Genomic DNA, 26,154 nt, shown 5'->3' with positions numbered 1-26,154 from the left:
GGGGGCGACGTTCCCGCCCCCGGTACTGGAGAAAACATGAGGAATCACAGAATTTCTTTGCAGGATATCGCTACGCTTGCAGGCGTGACAAAAATGACGGTGAGCCGTTACATCCGCTCGCCGAAAAAAGTCGCCAGGGAAACCGGCGAGCGTATTGCGCAGATCATGGAGGAAATTAACTACATACCAAATCGCGCGCCAGCTATGCTGTTAAACGCGCAAAGTTACACTCTGGGCGTGCTGATCCCCTCTTTTCAGAACCAGTTGTTTGCCGACATTCTTGCCGGGATTGAATCCGTAACGTCGGGTCATAACTACCAAACTCTCATTGCGAATTACAATTACAATCGCGATTCGGAAGAAGAGTCCGTTATCAATTTACTGTCTTACAATATTGACGGCATTATTCTTTCAGAAAAATATCATACCCTCAGAACCGTCAAATTCCTGCGCTCAGCTACCCTTCCGATTGTAGAACTCATGGATATCCAGGGTGATCGCTTAGATATGGAGGTGGGGTTTGATAACCGTCAGGCCGCCTTTGATATGGTCAGCACCATGCTGGATAAACGCCAGCGGCGGAAAATCCTCTATCTGGGTTCAAAAGACGATATCCGTGATGAGCAGCGTTATCACGGCTACTGCGATGCGATGACGCGCCGGGGGCTGGCGCCGTTGCGCATCAATCCCCGCGCTATCTCCTCTATCCATCTGGGGATACAGCTAATGCGTGATGCGCTTGCTGCGCACCCGGACGTGGATGGCGTCTTTTGTACAAATGACGATATCGCAATGGGCGCTCTACTGTGGTGCCGCGAGCGTCAACTGGCCGTACCGGAGCAGATCTCCATCGCCGGCTTCCACGGTCTGGAGATGGGCAGGCAAATGATACCGAGCCTCGCCAGCGTAATTACCCCTCGTTTTGAGATCGGGCGCAGAGCCGCGCAGATGTTGCTCAACAAAATTAAAAATAACGATCTCAACCATAATACGATTGATTTGGGTTATCAGATTTATCACGGCAGCACGTTATAAATTTTTTGATCTACTTTTTCCCGCAGCTTGCCTGAGCTTAACGCGTAGCCAAAAGCGCCACGCGTCAGGTTACGCACTACATCATTCGAGTAATACCAGGCGGTCTGCCGGATGGCGGCGGAAAGGACTTATCAGGCCTACGGGTTCTGGTAGGCCGGATAAGCGCAGCGCCATCAGGCACTGCGCTTTACTGCATTGCCGGATGGCGGCCTGTGATTACGACTTACGCAGCATTAGCCACAGGCTAATCAGGAAGAAAGACGCGCTCGGCAGCAGCGCGCCGACAATCGGCGGAATGCCGTATACCAGCGTCAGCGGGCCAAAAATCTGGTCGAGAACGTAAAAGACGAAGCCGAAGCTAATCCCCGTTACCACGCGCACGCCCATCGGCACACTACGCAGCGGTCCAAAGATAAACGACAGCGCCATCAGCATCATCACCGCCACGGAGAGCGGCTGGAAGATTTTACTCCACATATTGAGCTGATAACGTCCGGCGTCCTGTCCGCTCGACTTCAGATATTTAACGTAGTTATGCAGACCGCTGATGGAAAGCGCATCCGGGTCCAGCGCCACCACGCCTAACTTATCCGGCGTCAGATTCGTTTTCCAGGTGCCGCTCACCGTCTGCGAACCGGTGATCTGTTTCGGGTTTTGCAGATCGGACTCATCCACCTGCGACAAACGCCAGACCTTATGCTCCGGATCGAATTTTGCCGAAGCGGCGTAACGCACCGACTGCAAACGACGCTGATCGTTGAAAGCGTAAATACTAATGCCGGCCAGTTCCTCGTCGCCCTTCACCCGTTCAATATAGACAAAGTTATTCCCGTCTTTCGCCCACAGACCTTGCTGGGTGGAAAGCAGCGAACCGCCATACATCGCCTGCGCACGATAGTTACGCGCCATCTGCTCGCCCTGCGGGGCGACCCATTCGCCGATCGCCATGGTTAACAGCACCAGGGGGATAGCCGTTTTCATCACCGACAGCGCCACCTGCATACGGGTGAAACCCGATGCCTGCATCACCACCAGTTCGCTACGCTGCGCCAGCATCCCCAGTCCCAGCAGCGCGCCAAGCAGCGCCGCCATAGGAAAGAAGATCTGGATATCCTTAGGTACGCTGAGCAGGGTGTACATACCCGCGCCCAGCGCGTCGTAGTTACCCTGCCCCGCTTTTTTCAGCTGATCGACAAACTTGATGATCCCGGAGAGCGACACCAGCATGAACAACGTCATCATGATGGTGGTAAAAATGGTTTTACCGATATAGCGGTCAAGTACACCAAATGGCTGCATTATACCGCTCCTTTACGCAGAAAACGGGCACGCAGGCGGCGGACCGGCACCGTATCCCACAGGTTTAAACCAATCGCCAACGCCAGATAGATCAGGTTGACCGCCCACATCCAGATAACCGGGTCCAGTTTGCCTTTACCGCCATTCGATTTAATGGAGGTCTGGATCAGGAAGAACAGCAGATAAAGCAGCATGGCGGGCAACATAGACAAGACGCGCCCCTGACGTGGATTCACCACGCTGAGCGGCACGACCATCAGCGCCATCATAAATACGGTAAAGACTAACGTGATACGCCAGTGCAGCTCGGCGCGAGCACGATCGTTGTCGGTATTCCACAGCGTGCGCATGTCCATCTGGTCGGTATCGTTCGGGTCCAGCGCCACGGCCTGATGGCCAATAATCGCCTGATAGTTCTGGAAGTCGGTGATGCGAAAATCGCGTAGCAACGCCGTCCCTTCAAAACGCGTCCCTTTGTTTAAGGTGACAACCTGAGAACCATCGCGCAACTGAGTAAGGTGTCCGGAATCGGCCACGACCACAGAAGGACGAGCATTGCCCTTAGGGCGAATTTGCGCCAGGAAAACATCGTGGAAGTCGCTGCCGTCAACGCTTTCGATAAACAGCACCGAGCTGCCGTTGGTCGCCTGCTGGAATTGCCCCTGCGCCAACGCCGCCATACCGGGGTTCGCTTTCGCCTCCGCCAGCACTTCATCCTGGTGTTTTGACGACCAGGGGCCGGCCCACATCACGTTAACCGCCGCAAGGATACCGGTAAATAACGCCAGTACCATGGCGGCCTTTACCAGTACGGCTTTGCTCAACCCACAGGCGTGCATGACCGTAATTTCACTTTCGGTATACAGTTTGCCCAGCGTCATCAGCAGCCCCAGGAACAGGCTTAAAGGCAGGATGAGCTGCGCCATTTCCGGTACGCCCAGCCCCAGAAGCGAGAGCACCAGATTTGCGGGAATATCGCCGTCAACCGCCGCGCCGAGAATCCTCACTAACTTTTGACAAAAGAAGATCAAAAGTAAGATGAAGAGTATCGCCAGCTGGCTTTTGAGCGTCTCCCGCACCAGATATCTTATGATTATCACTTTAAATACGCCCGTAAAAACCCATTTTTTTGCTGGAATTTAGCTTGTTTCATGGCTTAAACGTCATTTATTCTCTTGAGTCGTCGAAATCATCGCTAAGATCATTATACTCAGCGGATTCACCTCTCAGAACTTGTTCTGACGTGCCAATGCCGTAATAACGTTAAGATTAACACGAAGTCACCGCAACAGCGGACATGAGTTACGAAAGCTTTCAATTTCTATACTCTAATGGATTTCGAGTTGCAGGCAGGCGGCAAGACTGTGAAGCCCCGGAGCTTACATCAGGTAAGTGACAGGGGTGAGCAGGCGCAGCCAACGCATCTGCAACTTGAAAGACGACGAGTATAGCTGTAGCCACCACTGTTGTCTTTAAGATTCAGGAGCATAGTGCATGGAGTTCAGTGTAAAAAGCGGTAGCCCGGAGAAACAGCGGAGTGCCTGCATTGTCGTGGGCGTCTTTGAACCGCGTCGCCTTTCTCCGATTGCAGAACAGCTCGACAAAATTAGCGACGGATACATCAGCGCATTGCTGCGTCGCGGCGAACTGGAAGGAAAACCGGGGCAGACTCTGTTGCTGCACCATGTTCCTAACGTTCTTTCCGAGCGAATCCTCCTCATTGGTTGCGGCAAAGAGCGCGAGCTTGATGAACGTCAGTATAAGCAGGTTATTCAGAAAACGATAAATACTCTGAATGATACCGGTTCGATGGAAGCCGTCTGTTTCCTGACCGAACTGCACGTCAAAGGCCGCAACAACTACTGGAAAGTGCGTCAGGCCGTCGAAACGGCCAAAGAGACGCTTTATAGTTTTGATCAACTCAAGACCAACAAGAGCGAGCCGCGCCGCCCGCTACGTAAGATGGTCTTTAATGTGCCGACCCGCCGTGAGCTCACCAGCGGCGAACGCGCCATTCAGCACGGTCTGGCCATCGCCGCCGGGATTAAGGCAGCGAAAGATCTCGGCAACATGCCGCCCAATATCTGTAACGCCGCCTACCTGGCGTCACAGGCGCGCCAGTTGGCTGACAGCTACAGCAAAAATGTCATCACCCGCGTCATCGGCGAACAGCAAATGCGCGAACTGGGTATGAACGCTTATCTGGCGGTCGGCCACGGTTCGCAGAATGAATCGCTGATGTCGGTGATTGAGTACAAGGGCAATCCATCCGAAGACGCGCGCCCGATCGTGCTGGTGGGTAAAGGCCTGACCTTCGACTCCGGCGGCATCTCCATCAAGCCATCTGAAGGGATGGACGAGATGAAGTACGACATGTGCGGCGCGGCGGCGGTTTACGGCGTGATGCGTATGGTCGCCGAGCTTCAGCTTCCGATTAACGTTATCGGCGTACTGGCGGGCTGTGAAAACATGCCGGGCGGACGCGCGTATCGTCCGGGCGACGTGCTGACCACCATGTCTGGTCAAACCGTTGAAGTGCTGAACACCGACGCCGAAGGCCGTCTGGTACTGTGCGACGTGCTGACCTACGTTGAACGCTTCGAACCGGAAGCCGTCATTGACGTGGCGACGCTAACCGGAGCCTGCGTGATTGCGCTGGGTCATCACATCACCGGTCTGATGTCGAACCATAACCCGCTGGCGCATGAACTGATCGGCGCGTCCGAGCAAGCGGGCGACCGCGCGTGGCGTCTGCCGCTGGGCGATGAGTTCCAGGAACAACTGGAGTCCAACTTTGCGGATATGGCGAATATTGGTGGTCGTCCTGGCGGCGCTATCACCGCGGGCTGCTTCCTGTCGCGCTTTACCCGTAAGTATAACTGGGCGCACCTGGATATCGCCGGTACCGCCTGGCGCTCCGGCAAAGCGAAAGGCGCGACGGGTCGTCCGGTAGCGCTACTGTCGCAGTTCCTGCTCAATCGTGCGGGCTTTAACGGCGAAGAGTAAGTTTGAGATTACCCCGTAGGCCTGATAAGACGCATTAGCGCCGCCATCAGGCGTTTTGCCGGATGGCGCTGCGCTTATCCGGCCTACGGGAGGCATCATGGCAACGCATTTAAATCCACCACAAGAAGCCCCATATATGAAGAATGCGACGTTCTATCTTCTGGATAATGACACTACCGTCAACGGTTTAAGCGCCGTTGAACAACTGGTGTGTGAAATTGCCGCAGAACGTTGGCGCGCCGGCAAGCGCGTGCTGATCGCCTGCGAAGATGAGAAGCAGGCCATTCGGCTGGATGAAGCGCTGTGGGCAAGACCGGCGGAAAGTTTTGTCCCGCACAATCTGGCAGGCGAAGGCCCACGCGGCGGCGCGCCGGTTGAAATCGCCTGGCCGGAAAAACGCAACAGCAGCCCACGCGATATTTTAATCAGCCTGCGTACAAGCTTTGCAGATTTTGCCACCGCTTTCACAGAAGTGGTAGACTTCGTCCCTTACGAAGAAACTTTGAAACAACTGGCGCGCGAACGCTACAAAGCCTACCGCGTGGCTGGTTTTAACCTGAATACGGCAACCTGGAAATAATGGAAAAGACATATAACCCCCAAGATATCGAACAGCCGCTTTACGAGCACTGGGAAAAGCAGGGCTATTTCAAGCCTAACGGCGACGAAAGCAAAGAGTCCTTCTGCATCATGATCCCGCCGCCGAACGTCACCGGCAGTTTGCATATGGGACATGCTTTCCAGCAAACCATCATGGATACCATGATCCGTTACCAGCGTATGCAGGGTAAAAACACCCTGTGGCAGGTCGGCACCGACCACGCCGGGATCGCGACCCAGATGGTGGTTGAGCGCAAGATTGCCGCTGAAGAAGGTAAAACCCGTCACGACTACGGCCGCGATGCGTTTATCGACAAAATCTGGCAATGGAAAGCGGAATCCGGCGGCACCATTACCCGTCAGATGCGCCGTCTCGGCAACTCCGTTGACTGGGAGCGCGAGCGCTTCACCATGGACGAAGGTCTTTCCAATGCCGTGAAAGAAGTCTTTGTCCGCCTGTACAAAGAAGACCTGATTTACCGTGGCAAACGCCTGGTGAACTGGGATCCGAAGCTGCGCACCGCCATCTCTGACCTGGAAGTGGAAAACCGCGAGTCCAAAGGCTCCATGTGGCACATCCGCTATCCGCTTGCCGACGGCGCGAAAACCGCAGACGGTAAAGATTACCTGGTCGTCGCCACCACCCGTCCGGAAACCGTACTGGGCGATACCGGCGTGGCCGTGAACCCGGAAGATCCGCGTTATAAAGATCTGATTGGCAAATTCGTTATTCTGCCGCTGGTTAACCGCCGCATTCCAATCGTTGGCGACGAACATGCCGATATGGAAAAAGGCACCGGCTGCGTGAAGATCACCCCGGCGCACGACTTTAACGACTATGAAGTCGGGAAACGTCACGCCCTGCCGATGATCAACATCCTGACCTTTGACGGCGACATTCGCGAAAGCGCGGAAGTGTTCGATACCAAAGGTGAAGAGTCTGACGTTTATTCCAGCGAGATTCCGGCTGAGTTCCAGAAGCTGGAACGCTTTGCTGCCCGTAAGGCCATCGTTGCTGCCGTTGACGCGCTGGGCCTGCTGGAAGAAATTAAACCGCACGATCTGACCGTTCCTTACGGCGACCGTGGCGGCGTGGTTATCGAACCGATGCTGACCGACCAGTGGTACGTCCGTGCAGACGTGCTGGCGAAACCGGCGGTGGAAGCGGTTGAAAACGGCGACATTCAGTTCGTGCCGAAGCAGTACGAAAACATGTACTTCTCCTGGATGCGTGATATCCAGGACTGGTGTATCTCTCGTCAGTTGTGGTGGGGTCACCGTATCCCGGCATGGTATGACAACGACGGCAACGTCTACGTTGGCCGTACCGAAGACGAAGTGCGTCAGGAAAATAACCTCGGCGCCGACATTCAGCTTCGTCAGGACGAAGACGTTCTCGATACCTGGTTCTCCTCCGCGCTGTGGACTTTCTCTACCCTCGGCTGGCCGGAAAACACCGACGCCCTGCGTCAGTTCCACCCGACCAGCGTGATGGTTTCCGGCTTCGACATCATCTTCTTCTGGATTGCCCGCATGATCATGATGACCATGCACTTCATCAAAGATGAAAACGGCAAGCCGCAGGTGCCGTTCCATACCGTCTACATGACCGGTCTGATTCGCGACGACGAAGGCCAGAAGATGTCCAAATCCAAGGGTAACGTTATCGACCCGCTGGATATGGTCGACGGCATCTCCCTGCCGGAACTGCTGGAAAAACGCACCGGCAATATGATGCAGCCGCAGATGGCGGAGAAAATTCGCAAGCGTACCGAGAAGCAGTTCCCGAACGGCATTGAGCCGCACGGCACCGACGCCCTGCGCTTTACCCTGGCGGCGCTGGCCTCGACCGGCCGCGATATCAACTGGGACATGAAGCGTCTGGAAGGTTACCGTAACTTCTGTAACAAGCTGTGGAACGCCAGCCGCTTCGTGCTGATGAACACCGAAGATCAGGACTGCGGCTTTAACGGCGGCGAAAAAGCGCTGTCGCTGGCCGACCGCTGGATCCTGGCGGAGTTTAACCGGACGGTGAAAGCGTACCGCGACGCGCTGGACAACTTCCGCTTTGATATCGCGGCGGGCATCCTGTACGAATTCACCTGGAACCAGTTCTGCGACTGGTATCTGGAGCTGACCAAACCGGTGATGAATGGCGGAACGGAAGCCGAACTGCGCGGCACTCGCCACACGCTGGTCACTGTGCTGGAAGGCTTGCTACGCCTGGCGCATCCGATCATCCCATTTATCACCGAAACCATCTGGCAGCGCGTGAAGGTTATCTGCGGCATTACCGCCGATACCATTATGCTGCAGCCGTTCCCGGAATATAACGCCGCACAGGTGGATGAAGCCGCGCTGGCCGATACCGAGTGGCTGAAGCAGGCGATCGTCGCGGTACGTAACATTCGTGCGGAAATGAACATCGCCCCGGGCAAACCGCTGGAACTGCTGCTGCGCGGCTGTAGTGAAGAAGCCGTTCGTCGTGTTAACGACAACCGTAGCTTCCTGCAAACCCTGGCGCGTCTGGAAAGCATCACCGTGCTGCCAGCCGATGACAAAGGCCCGGTTTCCGTGACCAAAATCATCGACGGCGCCGAACTGCTGATCCCGATGGCAGGCCTCATCAACAAAGACGATGAGCTGGCGCGTCTGGCGAAAGAAGTGGCGAAAATCGAAGGCGAGATTGCCCGTATCGAAGGCAAACTGTCCAACGAAGGTTTCGTCGCCCGTGCGCCGGAAGCGGTGATTGCCAAAGAGCGTGAGAAGCTGGACGGTTACGCAGAAGCCAAAGCGAAGCTGATTGAGCAGCAGGCGGTTATTAGCGCGCTGTAATCTGAAAGCCTGATGGCGCTTCGCTTACCAGGCCTACACGTTCGCTTATTGACATGGCGCGATCGGTAGGCCGGATAAGGCATTCACGCCGCCATCCGACAACATGAATTATGGGCCGACGTAAACGTCGGCCTTTTTACATCAGATAAACGGGAAGTAAGGCATGATGCCACGAGAAATCCACATTAGCGGGCTGTTTTCCAGCGGCTTCTCATCATTGGTTAACTCAAGCGAATCCAGATCGCCCTGGACCTGTGTATTCTGCGCCAGCCAGCTCACCAGCCAAATTTTCAACCACGGATAAGCCAGCCCTAAGGTCACGCCGGAAATCACAAACACCACCAGTAACCGCCACAGCATACCGTGTGCAGTGACAGAGGAATGAAAACGAATCGAATCGTTCGCCAGTGACAAATTGTTTAAAAACAGGTTGCGTAACGCCACATATAAGTAACTGGTTACCACAATAATCGCGAGAAAATAGAGGAAATAACATGCCATTATCTGGCCATAATATTGCAGAATAAGCGCCCCTCCTGCCTGCGCATTCCCCATCATACTCAAAAGAATCATGTCGGTGAACACCGGCGCGATTAGATAACCAATCACGACAGCAAAAGGGAAAAGGGTCAACATTGCCAACACGCACCCTCTGATGCACGTTTTAACATTAACCTGAATCGAGAAACGATGAATGCCAAAGTTTGCGCCATTGCCAAACAAGGTCATCCATTTGCTGTAGGTAATACCGTTAATGACCCCTATCCCAATAATAGCCAGCAAACCGAGAAAAACGATATTGAACACTAAACCGCCGACGGCGATGGTTACCAGTGAGATAATATAAAGAACAATATAAAGCGCCACCATCAGGAGTACCGGGAGAGCGAACATGTACCACCAGGCGCGCCGCATGGAACACTGGAATCCAAAATGTACGCCATTAAGCGAAGTCATCATCGCCTGATACTGTAATCCTTTCACCGCCATAAAAGGAATAATCGCAATTAATAAGCCGAATAGCGTAAAACCGAGACCGGGATGACCGTGTTCAATAAGAGAGAGGCTAACAATATAAATAATAAAAACTAACAACACACTAATAAATAATGCGCCGCCCGTGGCTTTGTAAGCAAAAGGCTGATTGTTTAGCGTCATATTAGTATAAATATAACGTCGACATTTCACCATCGCCCACGGCGCATAGATTCCCAACGTGATACACGTCAACAAGAAATTCACAAGGCAAATAACAAAATACTTTCCGCCCTTGCCTGTAAACACCAACGTGTGATTATGGTTATCTTTACTACTGATAACGTTATTCATGAATCATATCCCTGAATTACAATCTATTAGAATTAATAATAAAAACCAGTAAATTGTTACTGATTTGACTACGATACTATTTTTGTTTAATTTTTCCGCCTTTTATTTTGTCTGATTCAGGATCTCCTTGCGCGTAACTCAAGACGGTGGTATTAAAGTAATCTATAAATAAATTTTAAAAATTGAGCCATATTATGAATAATGTCGCCTCGCCAACGCTCACGGTGCGCCGAATCACTACCGCCGACAATGCCGCTATTGCCCGTGTCATCCGTCAGGTTTCAGCGGAATACGGACTTACCGCCGATAAAGGTTATACCGTTGCCGACCCCAATCTGGATGAACTGTATCAGGTTTATAGCCAACCGGGCGCGGCCTACTGGGTGGTAGAGCAAAACGGTTGTGTGGTGGGCGGCGGCGGCGTGGCGCCGTTATCCTGTAGCGAACCAGACATTTGTGAACTGCAAAAAATGTATTTTTTACCGGTGATTCGTGGTCAGGGGCTGGCGAAAAAGCTGGCGCTGATGGCGCTGGATCATGCCCGTGAACAGGGTTTTAAACGCTGCTATCTGGAAACAACGGCTTTTTTACGCGAGGCGATTGCGCTATACGAACGTTTAGGATTTGAACATATTAGCGAACCGCTCGGCTGCACCGGACATGTCGATTGCGAAGTGAGGATGTTAAAGGAACTCTGAAAACCAGGCGTTTATTTATCCTCGCCAGGTATTATTTTTGCTGATATAAGTAATCCCGGAAACATCCTGTTATCCGGGAATCACTTATTATTCAAGGAAGTTATAAATGAAACGCCTATTATCAGCAATTGTTTTCCCCGCTATGTTTATTAGTATCTCTAATGTATATGCATTAGATATACAGCCCGGCGAATGGAAAATGGAAAATATAGAAATGCGCACCATCAATCCAGATACAAAAGAAGTATTAATGGATGAAAAAAATTCGGGCATAGCGACGCTTATGTGTTATACCCCTAAAATGTCTGAAGATTCTAAGAAAATGGTGAAGGGTTTTTCTACCAGTGCAGGCGGTTGCACGACAACATTTGTAGAAAGTACGGATACCAAACTGATCAATGAGACTGTCTGTAATAATCCTGATGTCAAATCGCACTCTATTGTAGAAACGACGAAAATAAGCGATACAGAATTTGCGATGACCATGAAATCGGATGTCGATGCAGGAGGTAATAAAACAACCTCCATCAACAAAATTAAACAAACCTTTGTTGGCAAGACCTGCTCTGAAGCGTCAAAAGGCGTGAAACAGTAACTATTTCAACACAAGAACCCGTAGTGATGATGCAAAAATGGCATTGTTCAAGGTCACCTTTCGGGAATATAACACTGAATGAGTTCTTTTTGCCTGCCGCAGGGCAGGCTTTACTCAGGACAGAATATCATGAAAATGACTTTTCCTGCTCGCCAGCAGTTTGATGCCGGGCGGATGACCACGCAGGTGGCGACAGCGTAAAAGATAAAAACGCTAATCTTTAATTTTACCCTTTATCCGGCGGCTGGCACGCCGCTATGAAAACGAAACTCGCGGTCTGGCGACAAGATAAGGTCAGCTTCCACCTCGCCAAAATAGCGCACGCGCGCAGAAATGTCCTCGGCGGAAATCTGCTGCGCCAGCGCCAGGTAATCCTGATAATGCCGCGCTTCGGAGCGCAGAAGCGAGAGATAAAACGTCTGTAAATCCTCATCCAGCCAGGGCGCCAGAGCGGCAAAACGTTCGCAGGAGCGGGCTTCGATATACGCCCCGCAAATCAGCTTATCAATTAAGGTGAGCGGTTCGTGCGTGCGTACCGCTTTCAACATTCCTTTCGCGTAGCGGCTGGCGGTGATTTTCACATAAGGAATGTTTCTGGCCTGCATGACCTCGCGTACCTGCCAAAAATGGTGCAACTCCTCTTTAATCAATAACACCATACGGTCGATAAGCTGACGACCCCAGGGGTCATCAGTTTGCGGCATGGCGCTTTTGCTAATCTGTTTATGCAGGGCAACAAAATCCGGCTCCGGCCCCTGACGAAACGCGAACGCCTCGTAAGGTTGCAGCCAGGCGAGCAGCGCGTCAGCGCCCGATTTATCGGCGACATATTTACGCACCAACAGCAACGCGGTTTGCGCAGCCTTCAGTTCGCAGATCAAGTGATCGGTAAGCAGAAGAGGAAGATTTTGCGGATCGCGGGCCTGGACAATCCACGCCTGCGGCGTCGGGCAATGCAGGAAATTAAGCACCGGAGAGAGTATTTGCGGGTAATTCATACGTAACCTGTTAAAAAAATACGACAGCAGACGCTGCCGTACCGTCATACTATGCAGCTTTAGTGACGCACGCCGTCGTCATCTTCATCGACATAATCGTCGTCATCACCCTCTTCGCCATTAGGGTCTTCAAAATAGGTTCCCCAGCCGTCGTATTCGACATCATATTTTTCCGCCAGGTTCATCAGTTGCTCAACCTGAGCGTCGATGAGCTCGGCGTTCAACGCGCACTCGCTGAGGATGTCGCAACAAATAACCGTATCGCCCTCTTCCACTTCCAGCTCTTCCGGCTCCGTCACTTCATAGCCGAGTTTAAAGGCTTCTACCGCGGCTTTTTCCAACGTTTCGAAATCGTCAGCGGAAAGGTGATGCTCGATAGTGTACAGCGCATCCGGATCGCTGCCGTCCTCAAGTAACTCTTCAATAATTAACCGCGTTTCTTCACGCTGCTCTTCCAGTAATTCCGGGTTTGCCATAGCTCGTTCCTCATAGATGTCCTGCCGATACTCTTATTGTCACATACCGCCGACGTTGCCTCCACCTTATCGAGAAAAGTTTTATCAAACAGGGTTGCAAATGAATAATCATCCATATAAAGTGAATTTTAATTCAATGAGAGGCCTAAGCCATGTGAGGGAAGTATGTCTACGTTTTACCAAAAACCTTTTTTAAAGTTACTTGATTTCACCGCCAGCGAGCTCACTGCTCTGTTGCAGCTTGCCGCCAAACTGAAAGCCGATAAGAAAAACGGTAAAGAAGAACAAAAGCTGGTGGGTAAGAATATTGCGCTCATCTTCGAAAAAGACTCGACCCGGACACGATGCTCTTTCGAAGTTGCCGCATACGATCAGGGGGCGCGCGTGACGTACCTGGGTTCCAGCGGGAGCCAGATCGGCCATAAAGAGTCCATCAAAGATACTGCCCGCGTCCTGGGCCGGATGTTTGACGGTATTCAGTATCGAGGATATGGCCAGGAGATCGTCGAAACGCTGGCTGAATATTCCGGTGTGCCGGTATGGAACGGTTTAACCGATGAGTATCACCCAACGCAATTACTGGCGGATCTGCTTACCATGCAGGAACATCTGCCGGATAAAGCCTTTAACGAGATGACGTTGGTCTATGCCGGAGACGCGCGTAATAACATGGGTAACTCCATGCTGGAAGCCGCCGCGTTAACGGGATTGGATCTCCGTCTGGTCGCGCCAAAAGCCTGCTGGCCGCAAGCCGCGTTAGTGGCGGAGTGCAGCGCCATGGCGAAAAAGAACGGCGGCGCCATCACCCTGACCGAAGATATCGCCTCGGGCGTAAAAGGCGCGGATTTTATCTATACCGATGTTTGGGTCTCTATGGGCGAACCCAAAGAGAAATGGGCGGAGCGTATTGCCCTGCTGCGTGATTATCAGGTCAACAGCCAGATGATGGCGTTAACCGACAATCCGCAGGTTAAGTTCCTGCATTGTCTGCCTGCTTTCCATGATGACGAAACCACGCTCGGCAAAAAAATGGCCGAAGAGTACGGTTTACATGGCGGGATGGAGGTGACCGACGAGGTTTTTGAGTCTGCGGCCAGCATTGTCTTTGATGAAGCGGAAAACCGAATGCATACCATCAAAGCAGTAATGGTAGCGACGCTGTCTAAATAATGTCGTGATGATGCCGGATGGCGGTTGGCCTACAAGATCGCAACGTGCAGGCGCCGCCATCCGGCACAAAATATTACGCCATCAGCATTTTCACAACCGCTTTACGTACCCGCGCCGGTTCTCCCACCGCGCACAGGGGCTTATGCACTTCGCCGGGATAAAACACCACAAAGTCGCCTTCGTTCAGGACGACGGTTTTCTCGTCGACGCTCGTCGGTAAAAATGCAATGTCTTTATCCGCCAGCCAGTCCGTGTGCGGCGTTCCCGCAGGCCGGGTACTGAATGCCATCCCTTCCTGACCTTGTAGCACAATCTGAATATCAAGATAACGGGCGTGATACTCTGCGCTGCGCGATTCGCCCGGCTCCGTCATATTTTCAGAAATCATATAAAACAGCCTGTCGCCGTCAATGTCATACTTACCTGGCGCGGTCGTTGCCGTGACATGCGCATTGACGTGCTCAATCGCCTGCCGTAACGCCGTCGGCAGCCAGGCCTCCAGATATTCAATATTGCCAACAATCATCGCATCCCCTTAGTTAAAACAGCGTTTTATTTTTCTCTTTATACGAGAAAAATGGCTGCCATACTACCCTTACTCTCATCGATTTTGCGCCAGCGCATGTTTATCGCCAGCGGTGTTTCTATATTGTTAATAGTTCGCCCAACTTTATGCAGTACCTATGCATAAACCCCAGCGGCGCCAAATTGCCACCACTAACAACGCTTTGATATTAAAGGCGTTAACATAAAAACGTTTTAGCGATCACAATTCGCTCTCCCTGCATAAATGACTTCTCTATCCATAGTTATTTTTAAATTATTTAAATATCCCCGATAATAAAATCCCCCTCACGCATAGTTATGCAACCATTAAAAATAATCACTTTATTTTCAATTAGTTAAAATTTAAACATCATTCAATACAGCAAACAAATAATTAACAATAAAAAAATAACAAACCATATAGCTGCGTAGTAATTCATTTAATGCCTTATTGTTTTTTGAATTTCTCTGACCCGGCTCATATATTAAGTAAGAAAAATAGCACTCCTTGATTGATGTGAATCTCATCACATTAACAACCCAAATAAAATTCAATCATTGCTCCCGAATTTAACTGAAACGCCGCGACTGCAAGCACGCTAAATATTTGCAGCCACTCCTTCTTTATTCTTGAAATTATGTAAAAGGTATAATGATGGAAAAGCATTTTGTCGGTTCTGAAATCGGTCAATTACGCAGCGTAATGTTGCATCGGCCCAATCTCAGCCTAAAAAGACTTACCCCTTCAAATTGTCAGGAATTACTTTTTGACGATGTATTATCCGTAGAGCGCGCTGGCGAAGAGCATGACATTTTTGCCAACACGCTGCGCCAGCAAGGGATAGAAGTGTTGCTGTTAACCGACCTGCTCACCCAAACGCTGGATGTGGCTGACGCTAAAGCCTGGCTACTGGACACGCAAATTTCCGATTATCGCCTTGGGCCCACCTTTGCCGCAGATATTCGCGCCTGGCTGGCGGATATGCCGCACCGTGAACTGGCTCGCCATTTAAGCGGCGGTTTAACTTACGGCGAAATCCCCGCCTCCATAAAAAATATGGTGGTCGATACTCACGATATTAATGACTTTATTATGAAGCCATTACCGAATCACCTATTTACCCGTGACACGTCCTGCTGGATATATAACGGCGTCTCAATTAACCCCATGGCGAAACCTGCACGCCAACGTGAAACGAATAATTTACGTGCTATTTATCGCTGGCATCCTCAATTCGCAGGTGGTGATTTCATTAAATATTTCGGCGACGAGGACATTAATTACGACCACGCCACTTTAGAGGGCGGCGATGTGCTGGTGATTGGCCGCGGCGCGGTGTTGATCGGTATGTCTGAACGTACTACGCCGCAGGGCGTCGAGTTCCTGGCGCAGGCATTGTTTAAACATCGTCAGGCGGAACGCGTCATTGCCGTTGAACTGCCAAAACATCGCTCCTGTATGCACCTTGATACCGTCATGACCCACATTGATATCGACACCTTCTCCGTCTATCCGGAAGTCGTTCGCCCGGACGTGCAGTGCTGGACGCTGACGCCAGACGGACGCGGCGGTCTGAAACGAACCCAGGAGAGCACGCTGGTTCATGCTCTTGAAACAGCGCTTGGCATCGATCAGGTGCGCTTAATCACCACTGGCGGCGACGCATTTGAAGCTGAGCGCGAACAGTGGAATGACGCCAATAACGTGCTCACCCTGCGTCCCGGCGTGGTGGTGGGCTATGAGCGCAACATCTGGACCAACGAAAAATACGACAAAGCCGGCATTACCGTCCTTCCCATTCCCGGCGATGAACTGGGTCGCGGGCGCGGAGGCGCACGCTGCATGAGCTGTCCACTGGAACGCGATGGTATTTAAAGGAGACGTTATGGAAAACAAACGCACACTGGTCGTCGCGCTGGGCGGCAATGCGCTGCTCAAACGCGGCGAACCGCTGGAGGCTGATATTCAGCGTAAAAATATCGAACTGGCGGCCAGAACCATCGCCCAGCTTACGCGGCAATGGCGCGTGGTGTTAGTGCACGGCAACGGCCCACAGGTAGGACTGCTGGCGCTACAAAATAGCGCCTACGCTAACGTTACGCCCTACCCGCTCGATATTCTCGGTGCGGAAAGCCAGGGCATGATTGGCTACATGCTGCAACAGGCGCTGAAGAATCATCTGCCGGAGCGTGAAATCAGCGTCCTGCTCACCCAGGTCGAAGTCGATGCCAACGACCCGGCATTCCTCAATCCAACCAAATATATCGGACCGATTTACGACGAAGCGCAGGCCCGTGCGTTACAGGCAGAAAAGGGCTGGGTATTCAAAGCCGACGGTAACGCCTTCCGCCGCGTTGTGCCCTCCCCGCAGCCGAAACGCATTGTGGAAAACGATGCCATCCGCGCGCTGATTAGCCGCGATCACCTGGTTATCTGTAACGGCGGCGGCGGCGTACCGGTCGTGGAAAAAGCCGATGGCTACCACGGTATCGAGGCGGTGATCGACAAAGATCTGTCCGCCGCCCTGCTTGCCAGCCAAATTCACGCCGACGCGCTGCTCATTCTGACCGATGCCGACGCGGTGTATCTCGACTGGGGCAAACCCACCCAACGCCCGCTGGCGCAGGTTACGCCGGAGCTGCTTCGTGAAATGCAGTTCGACGCCGGTTCGATGGGCCCGAAAGTGACCGCCTGCGCTGAGTTTGTCAGCCATTGCCGCGGCATTGCCGGAATCGGCTCGCTGGCGGATGGGCAAGCCATTCTCGCGGGCGAGAAAGGTACTTTGATTCGGTGTGAAACCGCCGACGTTGACGCATAAGGCTTTTTACCGGATGGCGGCTTCCGCCTTATTCGGCCTACAGAGCGCGCATAACCGTGGGCCGGATAAGCGCAGCGCCATCAGGCAATTCATTTTAACAAGGATATTGTAATGGTTATTTCACTGAAAAATCGTAACTTTTTGAAGCTACTTGACTACACCCCGGCGGAAATCCAACACCTCATCGATCTGGCTATTGAGCTGAAAGCCGCAAAAAAAGCCGGATGCGAAAAGCAAACACTGATCGGCAAAAACATCGCGCTGATTTTTGAAAAAACCTCTACCCGCACACGATGCGCGTTTGAAGTCGCCGCTTTCGACCAGGGCGCGCAGGTGACTTATCTCGGCCCAAGCGGCTCGCAGATCGGCCATAAAGAGTCCATGAAAGATACTGCTCGCGTCCTGGGGCGGATGTATGACGGCATCGAATATCGCGGTTTTGGTCAACACATTGTGGAAGAGCTGGGGGAATACGCGGGCGTTCCCGTCTGGAACGGCCTGACCGATGAATTTCACCCCACACAGATCCTGGCCGATCTAATGACCATGCTGGAACACGCGCCGGGTAAAACGCTGCCGGAACTGAGCTTCGCCTACCTGGGCGACGCGCGCAACAACATGGGCAACTCGCTGATGGTGGGCGCGGCGAAGATGGGCATGGATATCCGCCTGATAGCGCCAAAGTCCTTCTGGCCTGATGCCGCGCTGGTCGCGCAGTGCCGGGAAATCGCCAGCGTTACTGGCGCTCGTATCACCTTAACGGAGAGCGTTGAAGACGGCGTTCACGGCGTGGATTTCCTCTATACCGACGTCTGGGTCTCGATGGGAGAACCCAAAGAAGCCTGGGCGGAGCGCGTCAGTCTGATGACGCCATATCAGGTCAACCAGCAGGTGGTAAACGCTACCGGTAATCCTGATGTGAAGTTTATGCACTGCCTGCCCGCCTTCCATAACGAGCACACCAAAGTGGGACGCGAAATCGAAATGGCTTACGGCCTGAAAGGACTGGAGGTCACGGAAGAGGTGTTCGAGTCCGCAGGCTCGATAGTCTTCGATGAAGCGGAAAACCGGATGCACACCATCAAAGCGGTCATGGTGGCGACGCTCGGCGACTAATCCCACAGGATATGCGCCCTCGCGGCGCATATCCGTGATATCAGGAGAGAACATCATGGGTAAATTTAAATTTCCCACCGCTTATACCATCCTGTTTATTCTTATTGCCCTGGTCGCGGTGATGACCTGGATTGTGCCGGCGGGAAAATACCAAATGGCGATGAACGCCACGCTGGGAAAAGAAGTGCCGGTGGCGGGAACGTATGCCCCTGTGGACGCGCATCCGCAAGGGATTACCGCTGTTTTACTGGCGCCGATTGACGGCCTCTATAACCACGAAACCTACACCGCCGGCGCCATTGACGTCGCGCTGTTTGTCTTGATTATCGGCGGCTTTCTGGGGGTGGTGAATAAAACGGGGGCGATTGATGCCGGTATTGAACGGGTAACAGCCAAACTCAACGGCAAAGATGAGTGGATGATCCCCATTCTGATGGCGCTGTTCGCCGCAGGCGGCACTATCTATGGCATGGCGGAGGAGTCGTTGCCCTTCTACACGCTGCTGGTGCCGGTTATGATGGCGGCCCGCTTCGATCCGTTAGTGGCGGCGGCAACCGTACTGCTCGGCGCAGGGATAGGCACGCTCGGTTCGACCATTAACCCTTTCGCCACGGTCATTGCCGCCAACGCCGCCGGCATCCCTTTTACTCAGGGAATGCTGATGCGCGTACTGCTGTTAATTGTCGGCTACGTACTGTGCGTGTTTTGGGTAATGCGCTATGCGCGCAAAGTCCGCGCCCATCCGGAGCTTTCTATCGTGGCGGATAAAATGGAGGAAAACCGCGCCCATTTTCTCGGCAATCGCGCCAATACTCTGCTGGAGTTTACGGCTACCCGGAAATGGGTGCTGCTGATCTTCGCCGCCTCTTTCGCGGTGATGATTTACGGCGTGGCGGTTCTCGGCTGGTGGATGGCGGAAATCTCCGGCGTCTTTCTGGCGGCGGCGATTATCGTTGGCGTGATAACGCGGATGGGTGAGGAAGCGTTCACCAGTACCTTTATTGACGGCGCGCGGGATTTACTCGGCGTGGCGCTAATTATTGGTATCGCGCGCGGCATTGTGGTGGTCATGGATAACGGTATGATTACCCACACCATTTTGCACAGCGCGGAAAGTCTGGTTTCCGGCCTCTCTACCACCATTTTCATAAACGTAACCTACTGGCTGGAAGTATTGCTCTCCTTCCTGGTGCCCTCCTCTTCCGGTCTTGCCGTATTGACAATGCCCATTATGGCGCCGTTAGCGGATTTTGCCCACGTACAGCGGGATTTGGTCGTAACCGCCTACCAGTCGGCCTCCGGGATTGTGAATCTGGTTACTCCCACCTCCGCCGTGGTCATGGGCGGTCTGGCAATCGCGCGGGTTCCCTATGTCCGCTATCTGAAATGGGTCGCGCCGCTGTTGCTGATCCTGACATTGCTGAATATGGCGGTACTGAGCATCGGAGCGATGATGTAACGAGCCAGATGGCGACGCGTCTTATCCGACAGGACTGATAAGCACAGCGCCATCAGGCACGCCGTCACCTTTTTTGATCGGCTTCTCATTTTCCTGCAAAACCGCCCGATTGATCCGCAATCAATGTGACAAATGTGATGAATTTCGCCAGTCCGTTGATATTAATAATAAAGATAAGGTGCATTTATGAAGGAATACGATGATTACTCCGCCAAAGAACAACAGCAACTGGCGGTTTGTCAGCGCCTGATTAGTGAAAAAAGTTACCTGTCCCAGGAGGAGATTCGCCGCGATTTACAAAATGAGGGATTTGAAGGTATCAGTCAGTCTACGGTTTCGCGCCTGCTCAAGCTGCTGGGCGCAATAAAAATCAGAAATACGAAGGGACAAAAGATTTATTCCGTAAATCCCCAGCGGCGTCCTTCGCCGGATGCCGGACGTTCAATAGCCGAAATGGTCGTCAGCGTTGAACATAATAGCGAATTTATCCTTATCCATACGGCAGCAGGTTATGGTCGCGCCGTCGCAAGAATTCTGGATTACCACGCATTGCCGGAAATTCTCGGCGTCGTTGCCGGTAGCAGTATTGTCTGGGTCGCACCACGGGTCGTTCAGCGCACGGCGCTGGTACACAAACAAATTAATTATTTGCTTAAAATGAATTTAAATTCATAAGAACCGTTTGCGATGAGTAAATCATGCATTAATCGCTTGATCCCCAAACAGAGCTGAGTATAATCGCGGACAATTTGCCGGGAGGAAGCATGGTTCAGTGTGTACGACATTCTGTCTTACCGCGTCTGAAAAAGGACGCAGGCCTGCCGTTTTTCTTTCCGTTGAAAACCAATACCAAGCCCCTCAATTGAGGGGCTTTTTTTTGCCCAGGCGTCAGGAGATAAACATGGCTAACCCGCTATATCAAAAACATATCATTTCCATAAACGACCTCAGCCGCGACGATCTTAATCTGGTACTGGCGACGGCGGCGAAATTAAAAGCCAACCCGCAGCCGGAGCTATTGAAACATAAAGTGATCGCCAGCTGCTTTTTCGAAGCCTCCACGCGTACCCGCCTGTCGTTTGAAACCTCAATGCATCGCCTGGGCGCCAGCGTAGTGGGCTTCTCCGACAGCGCCAACACGTCGCTGGGGAAAAAAGGAGAAACGTTAGCCGACACGATCTCAGTGATTAGCACTTACGTGGACGCGATTGTGATGCGCCATCCGCAAGAAGGCGCGGCACGTCTGGCGACGGAGTTTTCCGGTCAGGTGCCGGTGCTCAATGCGGGCGACGGTTCGAACCAGCATCCGACGCAGACCCTGTTGGATCTGTTCACCATCCAGGAAACGCAGGGCCGTCTGGATAACCTGCATATCGCGATGGTCGGCGATCTGAAATATGGCCGCACCGTGCATTCGCTAACCCAGGCGCTGGCGAAATTTAGCGGCAACCGTTTTTATTTTATCGCGCCGGACGCGCTGGCGATGCCGCAGTACATTCTGGATATGCTGGATGAAAAAGGGATGGCCTGGAGCCTGCATGGTTCTATTGAAGAGGTCATGGCCGACGTCGACATCCTCTATATGACTCGCGTACAGAAAGAGCGTCTCGACCCGTCGGAGTACGCCAATGTGAAGGCGCAGTTTGTTCTGCGCGCCAGCGACCTGAACGGCGCGCGTGAAAATATGAAAGTGCTGCACCCGCTGCCGCGGATTGATGAAATCACCACGGATGTGGATAAAACGCCACACGCCTGGTACTTCCAACAGGCGGGCAACGGTATTTTCGCTCGCCAGGCGTTACTGGCGTTGGTACTGAATAGCGAACTGAGTCTGTAAGGGAGAAAAGCGATGACACACGATAACAAACTGCAGGTTGAAGCCATTAAATGCGGCACCGTGATTGACCATATCCCTGCGCAGGTAGGCTTTAAACTGCTGAGTCTGTTTAAATTGACCGAGACCGATCAGCGAATCACTATCGGTCTGAATCTCCCGTCTGGCGAGATGGGGCGTAAAGACTTAATCAAAATAGAAAACACCTTTCTCACCGAAGAGCAGGTTAACCAACTTGCTCTGTACGCGCCGCAGGCCACCGTTAACCGCATCGACAACTACGACGTAGTCGGGAAATCACGCCCCAGCCTGCCAGAGCGTATTAATAATGTGCTGGTTTGCCCGAACAGCAACTGCATCAGCCACGCGGAACCGGTATCCTCCAGCTTTGCAGTGAAAAAACGCGCCAATGATATCGCCCTCAAATGCAAATACTGTGAAAAAGAGTTTTCGCATAATGTGGTGCTGGCCAACTAATTTGGGTTGGTTATGAGATCCCGGCTCCCTATAATGAGCGGGGACATTCTATTACCGCTGTAATTCAGGAGAAATCATGAGCAAAACTATTGCGACGGAAAATGCACCAGCAGCAATCGGCCCATACGTACAGGGCGTTGACCTGGGTAGCATGGTAATCACTTCCGGTCAGATCCCGGTCGATCCGAAAACCGGTGCCGTAGCGGAAGACGTATCCGCTCAGGCACGTCAGTCGCTGGAAAACGTTAAAGCTATCGTGGAAGCCGCTGGCCTGAAAGTAGGCGACATTGTGAAAACGACCGTCTTCGTGAAAGACCTGAACGATTTCGCGACCGTCAACGCCACTTACGAAGCCTTCTTCACCGAGCACAACGCCACCTTCCCGGCGCGTTCCTGCGTGGAAGTTGCCCGTCTGCCGAAAGACGTGAAAATTGAGATTGAAGCGATCGCTGTTCGTCGCTAAGCGCCGGACGTTATCCCCGCCGGGCGGCGCAAGTTTGCCCGGTTCGGGGCACCAACAGCCATGGAGAGGCGGCAATGGTAAGATCGCGTTTTACCGAGGAACAAATCGCCGATTTTCTGCAACAGTCGAAAAACGGCGTACCGGATAAGGCGTTATGCGAAGAATATGGATTTAGCAACAGCACGCTCCGTCGCTGGCAGGAGAAACATGCTGAAAGCATACGCCAGGAATTAAAACAGATAGAATCTACCGCGAAGATAGTCTTTTTATGCTTCATTGTCGCAGCCATATTGCTTACCCTTATGTTTCCTAAACCCACTGGCGCCTTAGCGATTCCTCCTTACTTAGTTTATTGCATTAGCTATATTCGCCGCTTTCGTCGCATATCCGCAAAACATATCCGGCGGTGGGACATCTCCTCCTCTCGTTCCGGATTGGGGGCAGAGAATGTATTTTACAAACTTAGCTGGACATTCCTCTTTTTTATCCCTGCATATAGCATTCTACAGCAGCTTGAATAAGCCCAGAAATTTAAAGATAAAGCCGATCGCGTAAAACTTGTCGAGCTTTACGGGCATCTGGCCTGGTTAGCGATATCGGGGATTAAGCACGCTGACGAATCCCCGACGAAAGTGTTTACTGCCAGCCATAACGTCGGCTGTAAAACCCTTTCACTAACTGGGTTAACGTCATATAGCCCGCCAGAATGGCAATCAGCCACGGGAAATAGCTTAACGGCAGCGCCTGCAACTGCAGGTAAGACGCCAGCGGCGAAAACGGCAACGAGACTCCCACCACCATCACCAACAATGTCATCGCCATCAGCGGCCAGGCGGCGCGACTTTGAATAAACGGCAGACGACGGGTACGGATCATATGCACAATCAGCGTTTGCGACAGTAATCCCACCACAAACCAGCCGGACTGGAACAAAGTTTGCGTTTCTGGCGTATTCGCATGAAATACCCACCACATCAGACAAAAGGTCAAAATGTCGAAAATCGAGCTGATCGGACCGAAAAATACCATAAAGCGCCCCAAATCCGCCGGATTCCAGCGCTGCGGCTTTTGAATTTGTTCTTCATCGACATTATCAAACGGAATCGCCACCTGGGATACATCGTACAGCAGGTTTTGAATCAGCAAGTGCAGCGGCAGCATTGGCAGGAACGGCAAAAAGGCGCTCGCCACCAACACGCTAAACACGTTACCGAAATTTGAGCTGGCCGTCATCTTGATATATTTCAACATATTAGAAAAAGTACGACGACCTTCAATGACGCCTTCTTCCAGCACCATCAGGCTCTTTTCCAGCAGGATAATATCGGCCGCTTCACGGGCGATGTCCACCGCGCCATCTACCGAGATACCAATATCCGCCGCCCGCAGCGCCGGGGCATCGTTAATCCCGTCGCCCATAAAACCGACCACATGCCCCTCGCGTTTGAGCAAAGTGACGATGCGCTCTTTATGCATCGGCGTCAGACGCGCAAACAACGTCGTACGAGCGGCCAGCGCCGCCAGCGCGTCGTCGCTTAACCCTTCAATATCACTGCCAATAATGACATCGCCCGCATCCAGCCCAACTTCATGGCAAACTTTCGCCGCTACCAGCTCGCTGTCGCCGGTGAGAATTTTCACCGTAATTCCGCTTGCCTTCAGCGCTTTCAGCGCCGGCGCGGTGGTCTCTTTCGGCGGATCGAGAAAAGCAATATACCCTTCCAGGATCAGGTCAGACTCATCGATACGCTGGTAATCGCCCTCACGTGCAGGCAGGTATTTGGTCGCGACGGCGACCACGCGTAGCCCCTGACGGTTCAGCGTGTCGGTAACGCGTTTCACCCGGCGCAGCATATTGTCGTCCAGCGGCACAATATCGCCGTTGTGGCGCACCTGAGTACACACGTTCAGGATCTCCTGTAACGCACCTTTGCAGACCAGTTGATGCACGTTCGAATCTTCGGCGACCACTACCGACATCCGGCGACGCTCAAAATCAAACGGGATCTCATCGATTTTCTGCCAGCGTCCGGAGAGCTGACGCGCGGCGGTTTCGTCTACTCCCTCCAGGACCGCCGTATCCAGTAAATTTTTTAGACCGGTCTGATAATGGCTGTTCAGCCAGGCGCAATGCAGTACATGCTCGCTGGGCTTACCAGAAATATCTGTATGATTCTCCAGCACAATTTTGTCCTGCGTCAGTGTGCCGGTTTTATCGGTGCACAAAATATCCATCGCGCCGAAGTTCTGAATTGCATCAAGGTGCTTCACGATAACTTTCTGTTTCGAGAGCTTCACCGCCCCGCGCGCGAGGGTGGAGGTGACGATCATCGGCAACATTTCCGGGGTGAGCCCTACCGCGACCGAGAGCGCAAATAGCGCCGCTTCCCACCAGTCACCTTTCGTGTAACCATTAATAATCAGTACTACCGGCGCCATGACCAGCATAAAGCGGATCAGCAACATACTGACGCGGCTAATTCCTTTCTGGAAAGCGTTCTGCTCGTTATCTTGTTCCGAAACGCGCCCCGCCAATTGACCAAACCAGGTGTCGGCGCCGGTCGCCATCACCACGGCCTGCGCCGTTCCGCTCACGACGTTCGTCCCCATAAAGCACAGCGTGTCGCACTCAAGCGGGTTATTTTGCCGGGGCTCACGCGTCGCGGCGACTTTCTCGACTGGCAGAGATTCGCCGGTCAGCGACGCCTGGGCGACAAACAGATCGCGCGCCTGGATAATCCGTAAATCCGCCGGGATCATATCCCCCGCCGCCAGCTTAATAATATCGCCGGGCACCAGTTGATCGATGGGTAATTCCAGCCAGGCGTTTTCGCCATTTTCATTAATAACCCGCAGTACGGTAGCGGTATTGCTCACCATCGCTTTTAGCGCGTCCGCCGCTTTTGTCGAGCGCGCTTCCTGCACAAAATTCAGCAGCGTTGAGATACCGACCATCAGGGCGATAACGCCTGCGGCAAACAGATCCTCCGTGGCATAAGAAATGCCGCCAAGAATCGTGAGTAAGATGTTGAAAGGATTGCGATAACATACCCACAGATGCACCCACCACGGCGAGGGTTTCTGTGCCGGAAGACGGTTTTCGCCATGCTTTTCACGCGCGCGCGTCACTTCGGCGGCGTTTAATCCCTCCGGGTGCGTATCAAAAACGCGCCAGAGAGTCTCCTGCTCCATTGCCGCGACTTTCAGACAGCGCTCGCTCAGCGAAGGCGGGATAGTCGCATTTACCGCGGTCTGCGCGCCGGGCAGCGGATCGCGGTGAACCAGACGATAAGGCAAATGACGATTAAGCCGGGCAAAAAGCTGGCGGGTAATGGTTTTTAGCATAGGTAATCCCTCCGCGCCGAAGTCAGGCGCAGAAAATTCTTCAGGCGCGGCAAA

At 52.7% G+C, this 26,154-nt stretch carries 28 protein-coding genes; 19 read left to right on the top strand and 9 right to left on the bottom strand.

Features of this window, described 5'->3' with window-relative positions; all coding sequences use genetic code 11:
* Positions 1–36 precede the first annotated feature (36 nt).
* A complete protein-coding gene (locus ABVM99_RS09105) occupies positions 37–1,035 on the top strand; it encodes a LacI family DNA-binding transcriptional regulator (protein ID WP_001244061.1) in 999 nt (332 codons plus the stop codon).
* 216 nt (positions 1,036–1,251) lie between these two features.
* On the opposite strand, the gene lptG is transcribed toward ABVM99_RS09105, so the two are convergent.
* From lptG to ABVM99_RS09090, 3 genes are all read right to left on the bottom strand, one after another.
* The gene (gene lptG / locus ABVM99_RS09100; protein WP_001182242.1) at positions 1,252–2,334 is read right to left on the bottom strand and encodes an LPS export ABC transporter permease LptG; all 1,083 of its coding nucleotides are present in this window, start codon (positions 2,332–2,334) and stop codon (positions 1,252–1,254) included.
* Positions 2,334–3,434 (bottom strand): LPS export ABC transporter permease LptF, encoded by a 1,101-nt coding sequence (gene lptF, locus ABVM99_RS09095; protein ID WP_000584132.1) that lies wholly within the window; start codon positions 3,432–3,434, stop codon positions 2,334–2,336. Before lptF ends, lptG begins: the two co-directional genes overlap by 1 nt.
* Before the next feature lie 63 nt (positions 3,435–3,497).
* Positions 3,498–3,548, bottom strand: a complete 51-nt coding sequence (locus tag ABVM99_RS09090) for a hypothetical protein (RefSeq protein ID WP_212724070.1) — start codon at positions 3,546–3,548, stop codon at positions 3,498–3,500.
* A 280-nt stretch (positions 3,549–3,828) separates the two neighbouring features.
* Between ABVM99_RS09090 and pepA the strand changes: the two genes are divergently transcribed.
* From pepA to ABVM99_RS09075, 3 genes are all read left to right on the top strand, one after another.
* On the top strand, positions 3,829–5,340 hold the full coding sequence (pepA, locus tag ABVM99_RS09085) for a leucyl aminopeptidase (RefSeq protein WP_000397158.1): 1,512 nt from the start codon (positions 3,829–3,831) through the stop codon (positions 5,338–5,340).
* A 136-nt stretch (positions 5,341–5,476) separates the two neighbouring features.
* Positions 5,477–5,920, top strand: coding sequence for a DNA polymerase III subunit chi (gene holC / locus ABVM99_RS09080; RefSeq protein WP_023194710.1), 444 nt, complete (start codon positions 5,477–5,479; stop codon positions 5,918–5,920).
* Positions 5,920–8,775, top strand: coding sequence for a valine--tRNA ligase (locus ABVM99_RS09075; protein ID WP_023194709.1), 2,856 nt, complete (start codon positions 5,920–5,922; stop codon positions 8,773–8,775). Before holC ends, ABVM99_RS09075 begins: the two co-directional genes overlap by 1 nt.
* Before the next feature lie 141 nt (positions 8,776–8,916).
* On the opposite strand, the gene ABVM99_RS09070 is transcribed toward ABVM99_RS09075, so the two are convergent.
* Positions 8,917–10,104, bottom strand: coding sequence for a YjgN family protein (locus tag ABVM99_RS09070; RefSeq protein ID WP_001066975.1), 1,188 nt, complete (start codon positions 10,102–10,104; stop codon positions 8,917–8,919).
* A 194-nt stretch (positions 10,105–10,298) separates the two neighbouring features.
* On the opposite strand from ABVM99_RS09070, the gene ABVM99_RS09065 reads away from it, so the two are divergent.
* The 3 genes from ABVM99_RS09065 (at position 10,299) to ABVM99_RS09055 (ending at position 11,598) form a co-directional block, all read left to right on the top strand.
* Complete coding sequence (locus ABVM99_RS09065; RefSeq protein ID WP_023194708.1) at positions 10,299–10,802, top strand: GNAT family N-acetyltransferase; 504 nt, start codon at positions 10,299–10,301, stop codon at positions 10,800–10,802.
* Positions 10,803–10,908: 106 nt separating this feature from the next.
* Positions 10,909–11,397 (top strand): DUF3617 domain-containing protein, encoded by a 489-nt coding sequence (locus tag ABVM99_RS09060; protein WP_000826193.1) that lies wholly within the window; start codon positions 10,909–10,911, stop codon positions 11,395–11,397.
* Positions 11,398–11,475: 78 nt separating this feature from the next.
* Entirely contained in the window at positions 11,476–11,598 is a 123-nt protein-coding gene (locus ABVM99_RS09055) for a hypothetical protein (RefSeq protein ID WP_001575365.1), read from the top strand.
* 32 nt (positions 11,599–11,630) lie between these two features.
* Here ABVM99_RS09055 and miaE read toward each other — a convergent pair whose 3' ends face one another.
* Together miaE and rraB are read right to left on the bottom strand one after the other, a co-directional pair.
* Positions 11,631–12,443 carry a tRNA isopentenyl-2-thiomethyl-A-37 hydroxylase MiaE gene (gene miaE, locus ABVM99_RS09050; protein WP_000218446.1) on the bottom strand — a complete coding sequence of 271 codons (813 nt, stop codon included), beginning with the start codon at positions 12,441–12,443 and terminating at the stop codon, positions 11,631–11,633.
* Positions 12,444–12,454: 11 nt separating this feature from the next.
* On the bottom strand, positions 12,455–12,871 hold the full coding sequence (gene rraB / locus ABVM99_RS09045) for a ribonuclease E inhibitor RraB (RefSeq protein ID WP_000002940.1): 417 nt from the start codon (positions 12,869–12,871) through the stop codon (positions 12,455–12,457).
* A 16-nt stretch (positions 12,872–12,887) separates the two neighbouring features.
* Between rraB and ABVM99_RS09040 the strand changes: the two genes are divergently transcribed.
* Together ABVM99_RS09040 and argF (ABVM99_RS09035) are read left to right on the top strand one after the other, a co-directional pair.
* Positions 12,888–13,067, top strand: a complete 180-nt coding sequence (locus tag ABVM99_RS09040; RefSeq protein ID WP_371045364.1) for a hypothetical protein — start codon at positions 12,888–12,890, stop codon at positions 13,065–13,067.
* Positions 13,037–14,041 (top strand): ornithine carbamoyltransferase, encoded by a 1,005-nt coding sequence (gene argF, locus ABVM99_RS09035; protein ID WP_023194707.1) that lies wholly within the window; start codon positions 13,037–13,039, stop codon positions 14,039–14,041. The genes ABVM99_RS09040 and argF (ABVM99_RS09035) overlap by 31 nt, the downstream gene beginning before the upstream one ends.
* 73 nt (positions 14,042–14,114) lie before the next feature.
* On the opposite strand, the gene ABVM99_RS09030 is transcribed toward argF (ABVM99_RS09035), so the two are convergent.
* Positions 14,115–14,567: a YhcH/YjgK/YiaL family protein gene (locus ABVM99_RS09030; protein WP_023194706.1), complete on the bottom strand. Its 453-nt coding sequence runs from the start codon at positions 14,565–14,567 to the stop codon at positions 14,115–14,117.
* 675 nt (positions 14,568–15,242) lie between these two features.
* Here ABVM99_RS09030 and arcA point away from each other — a divergent pair.
* From arcA to ABVM99_RS09005, 5 genes are all read left to right on the top strand, one after another.
* On the top strand, positions 15,243–16,463 hold the full coding sequence (gene arcA, locus ABVM99_RS09025) for an arginine deiminase (RefSeq protein WP_000410846.1): 1,221 nt from the start codon (positions 15,243–15,245) through the stop codon (positions 16,461–16,463).
* A 10-nt stretch (positions 16,464–16,473) separates the two neighbouring features.
* Entirely contained in the window at positions 16,474–17,406 is a 933-nt protein-coding gene (gene arcC / locus ABVM99_RS09020; protein WP_000428751.1) for a carbamate kinase, read from the top strand.
* Positions 17,407–17,517: 111 nt separating this feature from the next.
* Entirely contained in the window at positions 17,518–18,522 is a 1,005-nt protein-coding gene (gene argF / locus ABVM99_RS09015; RefSeq protein WP_000237031.1) for an ornithine carbamoyltransferase, read from the top strand.
* 55 nt (positions 18,523–18,577) lie between these two features.
* Positions 18,578–19,981 carry a YfcC family protein gene (locus ABVM99_RS09010; RefSeq protein WP_000514420.1) on the top strand — a complete coding sequence of 468 codons (1,404 nt, stop codon included), beginning with the start codon at positions 18,578–18,580 and terminating at the stop codon, positions 19,979–19,981.
* Between the two features lie 186 nt (positions 19,982–20,167).
* The gene (locus ABVM99_RS09005; RefSeq protein WP_000666051.1) at positions 20,168–20,656 is read left to right on the top strand and encodes an arginine repressor; all 489 of its coding nucleotides are present in this window, start codon (positions 20,168–20,170) and stop codon (positions 20,654–20,656) included.
* Here ABVM99_RS09005 and ABVM99_RS09000 read toward each other — a convergent pair.
* Positions 20,626–20,766 carry a hypothetical protein gene (locus ABVM99_RS09000; protein ID WP_001518160.1) on the bottom strand — a complete coding sequence of 47 codons (141 nt, stop codon included), beginning with the start codon at positions 20,764–20,766 and terminating at the stop codon, positions 20,626–20,628. The genes ABVM99_RS09005 and ABVM99_RS09000 overlap by 31 nt on opposite strands.
* Here ABVM99_RS09000 and pyrL point away from each other — a divergent pair.
* From pyrL to ABVM99_RS08975, 5 genes are all read left to right on the top strand, one after another.
* The gene (pyrL, locus tag ABVM99_RS08995) at positions 20,746–20,847 is read left to right on the top strand and encodes a pyr operon leader peptide (RefSeq protein WP_000249504.1); all 102 of its coding nucleotides are present in this window, start codon (positions 20,746–20,748) and stop codon (positions 20,845–20,847) included. The two genes, ABVM99_RS09000 and pyrL, sit on opposite strands and share 21 nt — an antisense overlap.
* Before the next feature lie 35 nt (positions 20,848–20,882).
* On the top strand, positions 20,883–21,818 hold the full coding sequence (gene pyrB, locus ABVM99_RS08990) for an aspartate carbamoyltransferase (RefSeq protein ID WP_000013055.1): 936 nt from the start codon (positions 20,883–20,885) through the stop codon (positions 21,816–21,818).
* A gap of 12 nt (positions 21,819–21,830) precedes the next feature.
* Positions 21,831–22,292, top strand: coding sequence for an aspartate carbamoyltransferase regulatory subunit (gene pyrI, locus ABVM99_RS08985; RefSeq protein WP_017465841.1), 462 nt, complete (start codon positions 21,831–21,833; stop codon positions 22,290–22,292).
* Between the two features lie 76 nt (positions 22,293–22,368).
* A complete protein-coding gene (ridA, locus tag ABVM99_RS08980; RefSeq protein WP_000047544.1) occupies positions 22,369–22,755 on the top strand; it encodes a 2-iminobutanoate/2-iminopropanoate deaminase in 387 nt (128 codons plus the stop codon).
* A 74-nt stretch (positions 22,756–22,829) separates the two neighbouring features.
* Positions 22,830–23,276: a transposase gene (locus ABVM99_RS08975; protein WP_023194704.1), complete on the top strand. Its 447-nt coding sequence runs from the start codon at positions 22,830–22,832 to the stop codon at positions 23,274–23,276.
* A 115-nt stretch (positions 23,277–23,391) separates the two neighbouring features.
* On the opposite strand, the gene mgtA is transcribed toward ABVM99_RS08975, so the two are convergent.
* Entirely contained in the window at positions 23,392–26,100 is a 2,709-nt protein-coding gene (gene mgtA, locus ABVM99_RS08970; protein ID WP_023197691.1) for a magnesium-translocating P-type ATPase, read from the bottom strand.
* Positions 26,101–26,154 lie beyond the last annotated feature (54 nt).

This window comes from Salmonella sp. SJTUF15591 (assembly GCF_043356435.1).
Lineage (GTDB): Bacteria > Pseudomonadota > Gammaproteobacteria > Enterobacterales > Enterobacteriaceae > Salmonella > Salmonella enterica.
This window is presented reverse-complemented; position numbering and strand designations above follow the sequence as displayed.

What these genes read in the sequence shown, in the direction of transcription:
- ABVM99_RS09105 (WP_001244061.1), top strand. Translation starts at nt 37, where the DNA reads ATGAGGAATCACAGAATTTCTTTGCAGGATATCGCTACGCTTGCAGGC.
- lptG (WP_001182242.1), bottom strand. Translation starts at nt 2,334, where the DNA reads ATGCAGCCATTTGGTGTACTTGACCGCTATATCGGTAAAACCATTTTT.
- pepA (WP_000397158.1), top strand. Translation starts at nt 3,829, where the DNA reads ATGGAGTTCAGTGTAAAAAGCGGTAGCCCGGAGAAACAGCGGAGTGCC.
- holC (WP_023194710.1), top strand. Translation starts at nt 5,477, where the DNA reads ATGAAGAATGCGACGTTCTATCTTCTGGATAATGACACTACCGTCAAC.
- ABVM99_RS09075 (WP_023194709.1), top strand. Translation starts at nt 5,920, where the DNA reads ATGGAAAAGACATATAACCCCCAAGATATCGAACAGCCGCTTTACGAG.
- ABVM99_RS09070 (WP_001066975.1), bottom strand. Translation starts at nt 10,104, where the DNA reads ATGAATAACGTTATCAGTAGTAAAGATAACCATAATCACACGTTGGTG.
- ABVM99_RS09065 (WP_023194708.1), top strand. Translation starts at nt 10,299, where the DNA reads ATGAATAATGTCGCCTCGCCAACGCTCACGGTGCGCCGAATCACTACC.
- ABVM99_RS09060 (WP_000826193.1), top strand. Translation starts at nt 10,909, where the DNA reads ATGAAACGCCTATTATCAGCAATTGTTTTCCCCGCTATGTTTATTAGT.
- ABVM99_RS09055 (WP_001575365.1), top strand. Translation starts at nt 11,476, where the DNA reads ATGAGTTCTTTTTGCCTGCCGCAGGGCAGGCTTTACTCAGGACAGAAT.
- miaE (WP_000218446.1), bottom strand. Translation starts at nt 12,443, where the DNA reads ATGACGGTACGGCAGCGTCTGCTGTCGTATTTTTTTAACAGGTTACGT.
- rraB (WP_000002940.1), bottom strand. Translation starts at nt 12,871, where the DNA reads ATGGCAAACCCGGAATTACTGGAAGAGCAGCGTGAAGAAACGCGGTTA.
- ABVM99_RS09040 (WP_371045364.1), top strand. Translation starts at nt 12,888, where the DNA reads ATGTCCTGCCGATACTCTTATTGTCACATACCGCCGACGTTGCCTCCA.
- argF (WP_023194707.1), top strand. Translation starts at nt 13,037, where the DNA reads ATGTCTACGTTTTACCAAAAACCTTTTTTAAAGTTACTTGATTTCACC.
- ABVM99_RS09030 (WP_023194706.1), bottom strand. Translation starts at nt 14,567, where the DNA reads ATGATTGTTGGCAATATTGAATATCTGGAGGCCTGGCTGCCGACGGCG.
- arcA (WP_000410846.1), top strand. Translation starts at nt 15,243, where the DNA reads ATGGAAAAGCATTTTGTCGGTTCTGAAATCGGTCAATTACGCAGCGTA.
- arcC (WP_000428751.1), top strand. Translation starts at nt 16,474, where the DNA reads ATGGAAAACAAACGCACACTGGTCGTCGCGCTGGGCGGCAATGCGCTG.
- argF (WP_000237031.1), top strand. Translation starts at nt 17,518, where the DNA reads ATGGTTATTTCACTGAAAAATCGTAACTTTTTGAAGCTACTTGACTAC.
- ABVM99_RS09010 (WP_000514420.1), top strand. Translation starts at nt 18,578, where the DNA reads ATGGGTAAATTTAAATTTCCCACCGCTTATACCATCCTGTTTATTCTT.
- ABVM99_RS09005 (WP_000666051.1), top strand. Translation starts at nt 20,168, where the DNA reads ATGAAGGAATACGATGATTACTCCGCCAAAGAACAACAGCAACTGGCG.
- pyrL (WP_000249504.1), top strand. Translation starts at nt 20,746, where the DNA reads ATGGTTCAGTGTGTACGACATTCTGTCTTACCGCGTCTGAAAAAGGAC.
- ABVM99_RS09000 (WP_001518160.1), bottom strand. Translation starts at nt 20,766, where the DNA reads ATGTCGTACACACTGAACCATGCTTCCTCCCGGCAAATTGTCCGCGAT.
- pyrB (WP_000013055.1), top strand. Translation starts at nt 20,883, where the DNA reads ATGGCTAACCCGCTATATCAAAAACATATCATTTCCATAAACGACCTC.
- pyrI (WP_017465841.1), top strand. Translation starts at nt 21,831, where the DNA reads ATGACACACGATAACAAACTGCAGGTTGAAGCCATTAAATGCGGCACC.
- ridA (WP_000047544.1), top strand. Translation starts at nt 22,369, where the DNA reads ATGAGCAAAACTATTGCGACGGAAAATGCACCAGCAGCAATCGGCCCA.
- ABVM99_RS08975 (WP_023194704.1), top strand. Translation starts at nt 22,830, where the DNA reads ATGGTAAGATCGCGTTTTACCGAGGAACAAATCGCCGATTTTCTGCAA.
- mgtA (WP_023197691.1), bottom strand. Translation starts at nt 26,100, where the DNA reads ATGCTAAAAACCATTACCCGCCAGCTTTTTGCCCGGCTTAATCGTCAT.